General features: G+C 30.3%; 14 protein-coding genes. 1 reads left to right on the top strand and 13 read right to left on the bottom strand.

Features of this window, described 5'->3' with window-relative positions; translation table 11 throughout:
- Positions 1-79 precede the first annotated feature (79 nt).
- Positions 80-742, top strand: coding sequence for a DUF1287 domain-containing protein (locus tag G4D72_RS07170; RefSeq protein ID WP_166076972.1), 663 nt, complete (start codon positions 80-82; stop codon positions 740-742).
- 329 nt (positions 743-1071) lie between these two features.
- On the opposite strand, the gene G4D72_RS07165 is transcribed toward G4D72_RS07170, so the two are convergent.
- The 13 genes from G4D72_RS07165 to G4D72_RS07105 all read right to left on the bottom strand — a co-directional run bounded on the left by G4D72_RS07165 (position 1072) and on the right by G4D72_RS07105 (position 13483).
- The gene (locus G4D72_RS07165) at positions 1072-2427 is read right to left on the bottom strand and encodes a UDP-N-acetylmuramate--L-alanine ligase (RefSeq protein ID WP_166076971.1); all 1356 of its coding nucleotides are present in this window, start codon (positions 2425-2427) and stop codon (positions 1072-1074) included.
- 85 nt (positions 2428-2512) lie between these two features.
- Positions 2513-3187 (bottom strand): tetratricopeptide repeat protein, encoded by a 675-nt coding sequence (locus G4D72_RS07160; protein ID WP_166076970.1) that lies wholly within the window; start codon positions 3185-3187, stop codon positions 2513-2515.
- Positions 3188-3400: 213 nt separating this feature from the next.
- Complete coding sequence (locus G4D72_RS07155) at positions 3401-3760, bottom strand: hypothetical protein (protein ID WP_166076969.1); 360 nt, start codon at positions 3758-3760, stop codon at positions 3401-3403.
- A 1-nt stretch (position 3761) separates the two neighbouring features.
- Complete coding sequence (locus G4D72_RS07150; RefSeq protein WP_166076968.1) at positions 3762-4244, bottom strand: DoxX family protein; 483 nt, start codon at positions 4242-4244, stop codon at positions 3762-3764.
- A 6-nt stretch (positions 4245-4250) separates the two neighbouring features.
- Complete coding sequence (locus G4D72_RS07145; RefSeq protein ID WP_166076967.1) at positions 4251-4916, bottom strand: GIN domain-containing protein; 666 nt, start codon at positions 4914-4916, stop codon at positions 4251-4253.
- 156 nt (positions 4917-5072) lie between these two features.
- The gene (locus G4D72_RS07140) at positions 5073-6275 is read right to left on the bottom strand and encodes a helix-turn-helix domain-containing protein (protein WP_166076966.1); all 1203 of its coding nucleotides are present in this window, start codon (positions 6273-6275) and stop codon (positions 5073-5075) included.
- Positions 6276-6335: 60 nt separating this feature from the next.
- Complete coding sequence (locus tag G4D72_RS07135; RefSeq protein WP_166076965.1) at positions 6336-7238, bottom strand: alpha/beta hydrolase family protein; 903 nt, start codon at positions 7236-7238, stop codon at positions 6336-6338.
- Positions 7239-7283: 45 nt separating this feature from the next.
- Positions 7284-7943, bottom strand: coding sequence for a hypothetical protein (locus tag G4D72_RS07130; protein WP_166076964.1), 660 nt, complete (start codon positions 7941-7943; stop codon positions 7284-7286).
- Between the two features lie 177 nt (positions 7944-8120).
- Entirely contained in the window at positions 8121-8990 is an 870-nt protein-coding gene (locus G4D72_RS07125) for a LytTR family DNA-binding domain-containing protein (RefSeq protein WP_166076963.1), read from the bottom strand.
- A 106-nt stretch (positions 8991-9096) separates the two neighbouring features.
- Positions 9097-10242 (bottom strand): 8-amino-7-oxononanoate synthase, encoded by a 1146-nt coding sequence (locus G4D72_RS07120; RefSeq protein ID WP_166076962.1) that lies wholly within the window; start codon positions 10240-10242, stop codon positions 9097-9099.
- A gap of 65 nt (positions 10243-10307) precedes the next feature.
- Positions 10308-10778: a DUF1761 domain-containing protein gene (locus G4D72_RS07115; protein ID WP_166076961.1), complete on the bottom strand. Its 471-nt coding sequence runs from the start codon at positions 10776-10778 to the stop codon at positions 10308-10310.
- A gap of 59 nt (positions 10779-10837) precedes the next feature.
- Positions 10838-11188 carry a heavy-metal-associated domain-containing protein gene (locus G4D72_RS07110; protein ID WP_166076960.1) on the bottom strand — a complete coding sequence of 117 codons (351 nt, stop codon included), beginning with the start codon at positions 11186-11188 and terminating at the stop codon, positions 10838-10840.
- A 39-nt stretch (positions 11189-11227) separates the two neighbouring features.
- Positions 11228-13483 (bottom strand): TonB-dependent receptor, encoded by a 2256-nt coding sequence (locus G4D72_RS07105; RefSeq protein WP_166076959.1) that lies wholly within the window; start codon positions 13481-13483, stop codon positions 11228-11230.
- Between the last annotated feature and the right edge of the window lie 38 nt (positions 13484-13521).

Below are 13521 nucleotides of genomic sequence, written 5' to 3'. Positions count from 1 at the left end.
GCAAAAGGCCAATTCAAGAATTGGCCTTTTTTTATACTAAAAATTTAAAAATAGCGTTACTATTAAAACCTTTTGTTTTATGAACTACATTTTTATTTTAGCTTTTTTATTGAGTTTCACTTCTTGTAAAAAAGAAGAGACGCTTTCGGATAACAAGCGTTTAATTTCCGAAAAACAAGAAATGTCTCAAATTGAAAATCCGAATGCATTTGCAGAAAAATTATCAAATGCAGCCCTTTCCATTATTGACAAAAATGTGGTTTACACACCTGATTATGTAAAACTAAAATATCCAAACGGTGACGTTCCTGCTAAAACTGGAGTTTGTACTGATGTAATTATTCGTGCTTATAGAAAGTTGAATATCGATTTACAAAAAGAAGTGCATGAAGATATGGTGGCTAATTTTACAAAATATCCCAACTTAAAAAAATGGGGATTAAAAACCACAGATAAAAATATTGATCATCGTAGAGTGCCAAACTTAGAAGTTTTCTTTGCCAGAAAAGGAAAAACACTACCTGTTTCACAAAACGCCAACGATTATAAAACTGGAGATATTGTCACTTGGATGATTAATGACAAATTACCACACATCGGAATAGTAACTCATTTAAAATCGGATCCCGACGCTTCGGGAGAAAAAAGAAATTTAATTGTACACAATGTAGGTGGCGGACAAGTGTTAGAAGATTGCTTGTTTAGTTATTCACTTGTTGGGCACTATCAATATGGCAATTAGACAATTTTCAATGTGCCAATGTACCAAACTCAACTTAATAAGTAGAAAATTTTATTTTTTTAGAAGTATAAAAAACAAAATATAACCCATTAAAAAATAAAAACCTACCAATAGAATCAAAGAAAGAAACGCGACAAACCTTTCTCCTTTATACTCATTTTTATCAGTTAATTTTAACCAATAGCTTTTAATAGCCTTAATTGGATTAGTAATTTGATCTAATAAAATAAAGAAATCTAAAAAGTCCATAAAATTGAATTTAATTTTAAAACCCTCCAAGAATTTTAAAGTCTTGAAGGGTTTTGTATATGGGCACATTGACTAATCGGCTAATTGATCAATTGACTCACTTCGTCAAAATTTAATCCGCCATAATTTCCTGAACTCATTAAAAGCAAAGCAGAATTAGTAAAATCTTGAGCAAATAAATAGTCTTTAAATTCTGCTGGATTCGTATATATAATTAAATCTTTTCTGTTAAAAGATTGCGCAATTTGTTCGTAAGAAACTTCATCTAATTGTTTTATTTTCACCGCATCTGGCGAATAAAAAACAACCGCAACATCAGCGGCATCTAAAGCGCCTTCATATTCTTTTAAAAATTCGGCATTTAAACTACTATAGGTATGCAATTCTAAACAAGCTATTAATTTTCTGTCTGAATATTGCGACTTCACCGCTTTTGTTGTGGCCGAAACTTTACTTGGCGAATGTGCAAAATCTTTATAAGCTACTTTATTACTGCTTTCTGCAATTTTTTCTAAACGTTTACTGGCACCTTTAAAACTGGCAATGGCTTCATAAAAATCGACTTCATCCACACCCATACATTGGCAAATCCATTTCGCACCGGCTAAATTATTTAAATTATGTGCGCCAAACACTTCAATTGGCATTGGACCTTCTGGTGTGTCTAATAAAGTGGTACCGTTTTCAACCGAATAACTTGGTGTTTGATACGCCATTTTACGAATCGGATTCGTAGTTTCTTCAGCCACTTGTTTTACTGTAGGATCTTCTTCATTATATACTAAAATTCCACCATTGGTAATTTGCGAAGTGAAAATACTGAATTGTGCTACATAATTTTCAAAGGTTGGAAATACATTGATATGATCCCAAGCAATTCCAGAAAGCAACGCAATATTTGGTTGATACAAATGAAACTTTGGTCGTCTGTCCATTGGAGAAGACAAATATTCATCACCTTCCAACACAATAAAATCGTTTGTTTCGGTTAAATGCACCATAGTATCAAAACCTTCTAATTGTGCACCAACCATATAATCTACTTCAATATTATGATAATGCATAACATGTAAAATCATAGAAGTAATGGTTGTTTTTCCGTGTGAACCTCCAATTACCACTCGCGTTTTATTCTTAGATTGTTCGTATAAAAATTCTGGATACGAATAAATTTTCAAACCTAATTCTTGTGCTTTCAACAGCTCTGGATTATCGGCTTTGGCGTGCATTCCTAAAATAATTGCTTCAATATCTGAAGTGATTTTTTCAGGAAACCAACCCATTTCGACTGGTAATAATCCTTTTTTTTCTAATCGAGATTTAGAAGGCTCAAAAATAGCGTCATCGCTTCCTGTTACTTGATATCCTTTATTATGAAGGGCTAATGCTAAATTATGCATGGCTGCTCCGCCAATAGCTATGAAATGTGTTCTCATATTTTTAGTAGATGAGTTTAGAAGTTGATGAGTTTAAAAGTTGATCGCAATACCTTTTAAACTTTTAAACACATAATCTTTTAAACTACTTTTTTAAGTTTAGTGCTTTCGCTTTGTCTTTTAATTTGTTCATGTACAAATCGTAAAGTTTGGCATAAGTGGTAGCAGACTTCCCTATTTGGTGTGCTTTTAGCAAATTCACTTCTGCGGCTTTGTAACGTTTGTAATATACATCAATGTAGCCTTTTGCTAAGTAACCGTCTACTTTTGAAATGGCTAAAAGTTCATCGGCATATTTAATGGCTTTTTTCTCACTTCCACCTACAATTCCTGGTAATTCGATATAAAGCATCACTAAAGCCCAACGCGTTTCCACATGATTTTTATCTAATGAAGCTGCTTTTAAAAAAGCTGTTTCGATGTCGTCAATCATTCCTACAGCTTTAAATTTATTTATGGATTTGGCTTTCATTCCCATGGCGCCACCATATTTAAACCAGTAATTCGCACTATTTGGATTTTGATTTTTAAGTTTTCTATAATACTCAATGGCAACATCCCATTTTTTTGTACTTCCAGCAATGTCACCCAAATACTCAATAGTTTTTTGATGATTCGGTACCGATTTTAAATAACTCTCAAATAATCCTCTGGCTTCTTCAAATTTTTTTTCTTTAAATAACTTTTCGGCTTTTTCAAACAAAGTCTGAGAAAACAAGCATTGGGTAAAAAGAAGTAAAAAGAAAATTATTTTTTTCATGAGTTGAAATTATTTCCAAAAATAAGAAAAAGGAAACTTTTGCGTTATAAATTTTAAGTATTTTTAAAAAAAAATAAAATCGTTCCAACCTTTTTGTCAAAAAAGGCATGTATGCCCCAGAATTTTCAGCACATTCTAAAAGTGGCACTATAAAAACTAGTAAATAATAAACAAAACCCTTCAAAATCAAAGTTGTTTTGAAGGGTTTTTTAATTATTTGACTTCATTAAAAGTGGCTTTATAAATAGTTTTTCCACTAGGATGAAAATCGATTCGGCGGTTACTTTGCTCCTGGAATTCGAAAGTATCGTCTATCGTAAATTTAACTTCTGTAAAAGTATAACCGGTTTCACTTGTAAAAGTTACTGCATATAAACCATCTTTTCTTAGTTTCATTACCAAATCGGTATCCCAACTTAGTGGTTTATTATTTCCTCGAACGCCAACTTTGCTAATATTTTTTTGTCCTTTTACATCTAAAAGCAAAGTGACGGTTTGTTTTTTGGTTTGTTGTACGCAACTTGATAATAATAACACCAATACAAACACCATAATTTTAATACCTACTTTCATATTATTTTCTTTTATTACTTATTAAATAATCTACACTAAAACGACCACCGCCTAAAGCCAAATAAAAAATACTGACCCATAAAAAACCCATTGCCGGTAACATCATCCACATGCCTTGTTGCCACTGTTGTAAAAATATAGCTCCTAACATCGTACACAAAATTAAAAATGAAGTGAAACGAGTTTGTAAACCTAGCAATAAAAACACGCCTCCAACTGCTTCACTAAATGCAGCCATCCAAGCAAAAAACACTGGAAACATAGCGAAAATTCCGCCATAATCTGCCACATCATTTGGAAACCAAAATGCTACTTCAAAAAATCCTAAATTTGCATCTACGGGCGACCAAGGTAAACCAAATTTATCTGCTCCAAAATTGGCTGTTAGTAAATAACCACAAACTATTCGTGGAATAAGTAATAGTACATCCAAACCCCAATGAGGTAAAATTACAGGCTGGGTAATCTCTTTAAATACTTTCATAAAATTTTATTTATTGATTAATCTGGCATTTCCAGATGAAAATGAAGAACTATCAAATTGGGCAGTTCCAAAATTAAACACGCTACAATTTCCTTTTGCTATTGCAGAAATTAAGTTGGTCACATTCAAATACACATTTCCGTTTCCATTACTTGAAACATTTGCCGTATTTACTAGTAAATTTTGTGCTTTTACGTTTCCATTTCCACTGTTTTTCACCACTAGTTTTTGAACCACACCATTTAACTCTGTAGTGCCATTATCTAAATTTATAACTTGTAATTCTGATTCGTTAATAGCATTAATTTTTAAATTGCTGTTCGAATTGTGCTCAACTTTTATCAAATTAGGCATAGTGATCACTATTTTTAAGTTCGAATCCTCAATATATTTTTTATTATTGACGTTGTTTTTGAAACAGATTTTAAGTTCTTTGGTATTGGTTTTTTGCTCCAGTTCTAACATATCGAAAAGATTTTCCGAAATGGAAAGCGTAACTTGATAAGTCGTTCCGATTTGAACAATAATTTCACCATCTAAATCTTCTAATTTCAACTGATTGAAATTTGTAAATTCGTAGTTTTTAGTTAAAATTTCTCCTGAACCTTTTAATTGAGCTTGTGCAAAATAAGACACTAATGTCATGAAAATTGCTAAAATAGATTTTGTCATTTTGTTTTGATTTTTAGATTAACAAGGCAAAGTTGCGGTTTAAAGCATCGCCAAACGCTTCAAATTATAATTTGATACACATCAAAAACGTCTCAAATTAAAAAACCCTTGTAAAACAATTTCTCACAAGGGTTATTTATGTTAATTTGAAACGAATCAAATTGTATGAATATAGTCTTTTGGAGATAAACCCGTATGTTTTTTGAAAGCTCTATTGAAAGTCGCTTTAGAATTAAATCCGCAATCAAAGGCGATACCTAACAAAGTCGAAGTAATATGTTCTTTATTTTGAAAAGCAATTTTTACTTTTTCGATTCTATGAAAGTTGATGTAGTCGTTAAAATTCATGGAAAAACCCTGATTTATAGCTTTAGAAATTACCGCTGAATTAGACTGTAATTTTTTAGCCACATCTGTTAAAGTTAATTCTGGATTCTGATACAACTGTTCCATCAAGATTAAATCTTGAATTTTTTGTTTCCATTCCAATATTTCAGCTGAAATTTCAATAATTTGTTCTTCTTGTTCAAGATCAATACTTTCAATTGTATCATGTTGAGGAGTTTCCAAAAGCAAAATAGGTTTTGCACTAAAAACAGACATTTCAAAAGGAACGATTCCAATTACATGATTAGAATAACCAGAAATTGCGATGTAATACATACAAACAGCAAACAACAGATAAAACCACCAACTGCCAACATAGGAATTCAATTCCGGGAAAAAATAACTTAAAACATCAAAAACTACTGGTAAAATTAACATGATTAAAAAGGTGATTAAAAAATGTTTCATCCATTTAAACAACACACTTTCTGCAAAACTAACTACCTGAAGCATTAATTTTTTATACTTGTTGTAATATTTCAAACTTAAAATAAAGTAAATTATCATAAATAGTAAACCTGTTTTTTGATACCAATAATCAAAATCTTTATCCATTCCATTGGCATAAAAATAGGCTTCCTTTGCTATAAAAACGTCATACATAAAAAGACACACTATGTAAATTAGATACAAACAACCTGGTATAAAATGCCAACTATTTTTTCTTGTAAGTTGAAAAGCAGGATTTAGCAAACTTTGTGTGTAAAAGAAAATGGTTGGTCCTATTAAAAACAAATGTTGAAAAGGCACATAAAATAAAATATCTCTGTACGGCTGATTATCGTACCAACCTGCAAAACCTAACATCCAAGGTGCTATATATAAACTACACAAAAAGAGAAAAAAACTAAGCCAAAAATTCGATTTGTTTTCAGTAAAAATGCCTTTTTTGAGTAACAAAAAACCATACACTAATCCGTGAATAAAGAACAATAAGAGCAAAGAAGAATAGAAATTAAAATCGAATCGCATCTGTTTTTTTTTATAAATATACTATTTTTCTATTAATTCAATACAGTTAAAAAAAGTGAACTATTGTACTAAATTACTAATAGCTGCATCTATTTTTTCTAAATCAGAGGCATTGGCTTCTAAATGTTTTCCTTTAATTTTCAGAAATGATTTTTTTGTAGTTGTTGCATTTTTAAAAATTCGCTCGCCATTAATTATAAGAATAACAGCATCGTCTTCACTGTGAATAATTAGTAATGGTTTTTTAATTTGAGCCACAAACTGCTCAGAAGCATACATTTCTTTCACAAAAAAGCGAGTCATTATTTTGTTTCTATTGCCTTTACTAGCTAAATCTTTGTGTGAGGAAAAAGCGCCTTCGGTAATAATTCCGTCTACTTCATTTTGCATTTTTGCTGCTACACATAAAGCTAAATTTCCTCCGTAAGACATTCCATGAATAAATACAGGTTTACCTGAAATATCGGTTCTTGATTTTACATAACGAATCGCATCTTCACCATCCATTAACAATTGATTTCTATTGACTTTTCCTTCTGAAAAACCAAAGCCAGAATAATCAAAAATGAATACTTGATACCCTTTTTTCACTAATGGAATTACAAATTTCATTTGATACAGCAAGTTGCTTCCATTTCCATGAAAATGAATTAAAGTGGCTTTAACTGCTTCTTTTTTTGGTTTTAGCATCCAGCCATTAAGTTGGTAATCTCCAGAAGCCTTAAACATGGTACTTTCTATTGAATACTCTAAAGCTACAGGTTCTAAATTTTTATCCAAAAAAGTAGGTTGATGCTGAGTTCCAGAAAATAAAATGGTCATCGAATCGGTTGCGGTTTTGTTTACTACTAATTTTTGAAGATCTTTTTTAAAGACAATTGGATTTAGAAAACTTTTATTAAAAGCACATGAAGTAGTTAATAAAACTAAAGCTAAAACTGCGAAGAAATGTATATTTTTCATAATGGTTTGAATTTATATTACTATTTTTAAAAATTGATTTATTTGTTAGAATTGTTGTAATGATTTGATTTTGTTATTGACAATTTTGTTTGAAAGTGGGATGATTACTAAACCTGGTAAAATCCATAAGATCCAACTCTGATTCATTTGAACATTTACTACAATAAAAGCAGTAACAGTTGCCACATAAGCTCCAGACATTCTTATGGCGTGTTGTCGCATCCAAAAAAACGTATCGGTATTTTTGATGTAAAATTTCCTTAAATCTTTATATCCTAAGAACAAGGAAACTACACCAAAAAATAAGCACACAAATCCAAAATTATTTTGTTGATTAAACAAGTAAGCAGAAAGAAATAAAATGGCAACTCCTGAAATAATTCCGATGAAAGAAATTAAATAATCAATAAAAGTAGGTGGAAGTTGGTACTTATATATATTTTTTAATTGTAAGATTCTGTAACCCGTACAAGTTAAATAGAAACTGAAAAAACCAACTAATAAAAGAAAGACATTTGGTTTTAGAAAACACATGATGGTACTCGTTAAAAAGACAAAAACCATGGCATAAAAAAATACTTTTCCTACTTTTTTGTGTGTACGAATGTTGTTCGTTTTTAACATGGCAATTGTTCCAGAAACCAAACCTAAAAATCCACTACAGATGTGAAGGATTAAAACGAATGTATAAAATGTTGTTTGCATAATAATTAATTTTTGTTGTGATTAGACAGGACAAAATTGCAACAAAAATGAATTGATTATTTTAAAAAGGGATGAACCGCAAGAAAACAACCTATCTTGTGATGAATGGCACGGATTGGGGCGAAAAACAAATTATTTTGTGACGAATGGTAAAGGAAATTTTACCAATAAAAAGAATTATACAGCTATTTTTTGTTTGATTATGGCATTCAAACTTCTACTTACTGGAACTGTAAATGGAAGGTTTTCAAAATGCAATTTGTAGCCTTGTGCATTTCCTGATAATTGAATAACCTGATTTAAATTCACATAAAAAGATTTATGACAGCGGTAAAAAAAAGCACAATCTTTATTTAACATTTCGATTTTTTTTAAGGTAATTCGAAATAAAATTTTTTTGATTTGATTTTCTTCTAAATAATACAAAGTAGTATAATTTTCATCTGATTCGGCACACAAAAAAGAAGTGGCAGGAATTTCTAATTGCTCTGAAACATTATCGCCAACAAAAACCGCAAGTTGAGAAGTCTCTTTTTGGCTAGCTACTTTTTCGGCACTACCAATAGTTTGGTTAATTACATGTGCTTCATTTTTATATTTTTTTACCAAAATTTGTTGTTTCAACAAAACTGAAAACAAAACAGGAAAAATACCAAAACTAAAAGTATATTTTAATATCGTAAGAAATCCTTGTAAAGAAATAGTGGTCTGGTAAAAAAGTGTAGTGGCCAAATGATTCACAACAGCAATTACAGATATAATTACAATTAAAAAAATAATTTCTTTTAAAACAGTCCACTTTTTCTCTTCAAAAAGAGCAGGAAAAAAAACAGGTAACCCAATAGAAAGAAAAATCGACACAAAAAATGTAACTGTACTATATAAAGCAGCAATTTTGAAAAGCTCTAATGAAGAAACAACCTGTAGATTAAAAGGTTTGAAAAAAACAAAAATAGAGAAAATAATAGCGGCTGCACTAGAACAAACAAGCAAAGCCGTTTTTTTATTACTCTGAAAAGGATAAGGCTGTAAAAATATATTTAACATAAATTGAATACTTCAATAAAAAAAATTACATAGAAGGTTTTTCTCCCAAATAACTTTTCTTTTTATTGAGCACTAAAGTAATAAAATAAAACGTGTTGCTTATAAATTATTTAAAAGGATGACGTTGTTGCCAAACAGTTTCTGGTTCTAACTTTTTAAATATTTTGTCCATAAAACGATTTGCAAGAGGAATTTTATGGTAAATAAAACCCGACATCATAATTGGAGTAGCGCCAATAGAACTTTTTATTTCTAAAGCGGTTCTTCCGAAAATAATTTTTTTAAATTGGTGAGTGATTCCGAATTCGGTCATGTTGTACAACATATTCAAATACAACATTTTTTCTTTTTGCACCTGATCGTCGTAGCCTAGAAAATAGGTTTCTAAAACCGAGTCATTTATTAAAACAGAGTGAAAACCAATTAATTTTTCATCTAAAAAATACCCAAAAATTTTAAAGCCATCGCCACATTGCTTTTTAAAGGTAGAAAAATGATTATCGGCTAAGAAAAAAGTATTGAAAGGTGCATTTTTTGCCACATAATGGTACAATTCATTGATTCGATTTTCATGAAAAAACACCTCATCATAGGTTAATTCTTTCAGCTCGACACCTTCCATTTTTTTGTGAGATCTTTTATATTGGTCTCTATACTTTTTAGAAAAAGCATTGAAATAATCGTCTTTGGATGACCAATTGGAAGGCAATTCAAAAATCATGTTCGGTTGAGTTTTGAATTCATACACTTTAGCAAAAGCATGCTTTTTAAATTCTAAAGCACAATCTTGATAAAAATCTTTAAACGAAACTAAATGAATACTAATATTTTTCTTTTTAAAATAGGCGACTAATTCTTGAGACGCTTGCATTAAAATTTCACTGACTTCTTTAAAACTAATTTCCTTATTAAACACATAACTATTTTGTCCGGTAATCATGTTGTTACCAATAAACAAAGTATGAGAGGCAAAGTTTCTGAAAATAAAATTTCTTATATAGGTTTTGAAACAGTTGTCTCTTTCTCCAAAAGATTCCAATTTATTTAAATCTAAATATTGTGCTAATGAAACACCAATTAATTCGGAATTTTCATAAAATCCGATATAAAAACATTGCATGTTAGTAGGTGCAGAAAGCGCTAACACCTTTAAATAAGGAATTTGCAGAAAATGATTTTCAGTAGCCACTTCGTTCCAATTTTCTGGCAAATCAGAAATTGAATTATATATATGTATCGTAATTTTTTTCAAAAGTTTAAAAAAGACATAAAAAAGTCCTACAAATGTAGGACTTCTATATTATAATAAAATGTTAATTATTTCCATCCACAAATAATGGCCCCCATAATTGTTAATGATACAATCCAGTAACCCGATGTAACTAAGATATATTTAGCTGATTTTTGTTCGAATAACCCATTAATGGCTGTCAATGGCAAAACAAAGAAAACACCTAAAATCGCACCATGTAAAGCCCCATGTTGAAAACTTCTAAACTTTTCACCACAAGCTTCTAAATAAGTTAAATAAGCTGGATCAGTGGCATTGCCTCCATTTAGTTGCATGGCTCCAATTTCATGAATTACCACTCCAGGAAGAGAAAAAGCAATCATAAATGAAAACAAAATAGTTAAAGCAAAAACTTTTACCATGTTACTTTGCTTGGCTTTTTCTTCAGTCATTCCTGTTTCGTTCATCCAAATAGTTCCAAATACTTTTGAATTGTACCAAACAAAACCTACAACAAGTGAAACTAAAGAAGCTGCTAAAATTGCATACACATTCATAATAAATAATTTAGTTGGTTAATATACCAAATATAATAAATTATTTTAACTTTTGTTTATTAATGCGTTTCGTCAGTTCTGTACTTACAACAACCGTGAATTTTATCATATTCTGCATCACTTGCTTTTACGTCTTGAGTATCATGTCCTACTTTTGCAATGGCTTTTTCTACATCTAAAATTTTACATTTCGTTTCATCGATAATCAAATGTAAATCTTGGTGTTCGGCATTCCAAATGGCGCTTTTTACACCTTTTACAGAATAGGCTGCTTTCTCAATACGTTTTTTACACATATCGCAATTTCCATTAACTTCAATTTCTACTTTTTTGTTTTTGTTTGGTTTATCCTGAGCGTTTGCATGGATTCCAACAAATAAGAACACTAGTATGGCTATTAATTTTTTCATGATTTTATATATTTTAATGATTACTATAATTTTCAATTTCTATATTTCTCTGACAACTTCTTTTTTTGTTTTTATTTTAAAACGCAATCCTGCATAAAACATGTTACCAAAAACTGGACCATAAATCATGGTACTGTCAAAAAACGGTCCGTTTGGATTGTCTGATGCGACAATAGCATTTTTTTGTTTGAAATTACCCAAATTTTCTGCACCCAAATACATTTCAAATGTACTTGAAAAAGTTCTGGTTACTTGTGCATTAATCAATTGGTAATTTGGCGAATATGTTGGTAACTGATATTCAATCGGATTGGCTAAAGTATTAGGCAAACGTTGTGCACCAATCCAATTAAAAGTAGCATCAAACTTCCACTGTTGCCCTTTTTCTAAGATATGCGTTTCGTAGGCTATATTGGCAAAAAATCTGTTTTTAGCTTGCAATGGTTTTTCTAATAATCCAGTGGCATAATCGGTTTTTACATTCAAATATTTGTAAGCTGTTCTCAGATTTAAATGTCTCATTAAACTGATATTCCACTCAATTTGAAAAGATTCTGCAAAACTTTTACCCTTTAAATTGGAAAACGTAACTTGTCTCGGATTTTCTAAATCTACTACAATTTGATTGTCAAAATCTGTTTTATAATAATCTACAACAATTTCGTTTTCTTTTCCAAAAATAAAAAATTTCTGAATCAAACTAGCACCATAATTCCATGCAATTTCTGGATTTAATCCGTATAATTTTCCGTTTTCGTCGTTAATAACAATATCTCTTGAACTAGCCAAAACATTGATGTTCTCTACAAACATATTCGAAGCACGTTTTCCTCTTCCTGCTGAAAAACGTAAGGTTGTTTTCTCAAACGGATTGTATTTTACGTGTGCACGTGGTGTAAAAAATAAACCTAGTCGGTTATGATTGTCTGCTCTAGCGCCTAAAACAAAACTAAAATTATTTAAATTATCGTACGAATACTCAAAAAACGAACCAATTGAAGTATCAATTCTATCGTAGTTTTTAGTGAAATTAACTTGTAAATCTTCTTGAAAACTATCATAATTAAAGTTAATACCCGTAATAAACTTATGTTTGGTATTGTTTATAATGGAGTTAAATAATAAATTAGAGAAATAGCTTTTGTGATTTATTTGATGTTCTTTTAAACCGAACTGCGAATTCATTTTATTGTACTGAAACGCCTGTTGAAAACCAATACTTTGAAAAGGCATGTCTGGAAATAGATATCCAAGTTTATTAGATACTTCCATTTTTTCAGTAGTAACATTACTTTTCCAAGATAGTGGATTTACAGCATCTTGATTGAAAGTCCCGCCTGTTTTTTCATCTTTAAAGTATTTGATGTTTAAGAAAGAAACAATGCCTTTTTCCACATCATTATATTGCCAACGATTTAAAACATTGACTTGTTTTCCTAAAGGGTTATCTAAAAATCCATCATCATTCATATCATTTTTCATGTTTCTAGTATTGCCATGAAGTAAAACTAATGAACTTAATTTATCTGAATATTTTTTCGCAAAATGAGTATTTAATTCATATCGCCCATCATTTGAAGCATACACATTAGCAAAAAAAGGATCTTCTTTTTGAGGTTTAAGCAATTCGTAATTAATTTGTCCCGAAATACTTTCATAACCATTCGTTACGCTCCCTGCACCTTTAGTAATTTGAATACTTTCTGCCCAAGTTCCAGGAATAAAATTTAAACCCGTTGCTTGTAAAGCACCTCGAATAGCTGGAATATTTTCTTCACTCATTAAAATATAAGGGCTAGTTAAACCTAACATTTTAATTTGCTTGTTACCTGTTACCGCATCTGAAAAATTTACATCTATAGAAGGATTAGTTTCAAAACTTTCAGATAAATTACAACAAGCTGCCTTTTGCAATTCACCTTGAGTAAGATTTTGAGTATTGGTAACTGCTTTTTGTTTTCTACCTAAAGTACTTAATTTTTTTTCTACTTTAACGACTTCAATTGCGTTTTCAGAATCCATTTTTTGCAATTGAATTGAAAAATCAATAGTACAACTTTGTGAAATTTCTAACTTTTGAAATCCTTCTTTTTCCAAAATAAGTACTAAATTTCTATTCCCTTGAACAAGAGAGAAAAGACCACTTTCATCAGTAGTTAACGTGGTATTTAATTCTGGAATAGTTATTTTAACTTTTGCGATAGGATTGTTTTCCTTATCGGTTATTTTTCCTTGTACGCTAGTTTGCGCCAGAGAAAATATTGGCACTAGCACCAATAATAATAGTTTATACATATAATTATTTAATAAAGTTTATAAATTTAAAATCTAAA

It is taken from the genome of Flavobacterium difficile (genome assembly GCF_011392115.1).
GTDB lineage: Bacteria > Bacteroidota > Bacteroidia > Flavobacteriales > Flavobacteriaceae > Flavobacterium > Flavobacterium difficile.
This window is presented reverse-complemented; position numbering and strand designations above follow the sequence as displayed.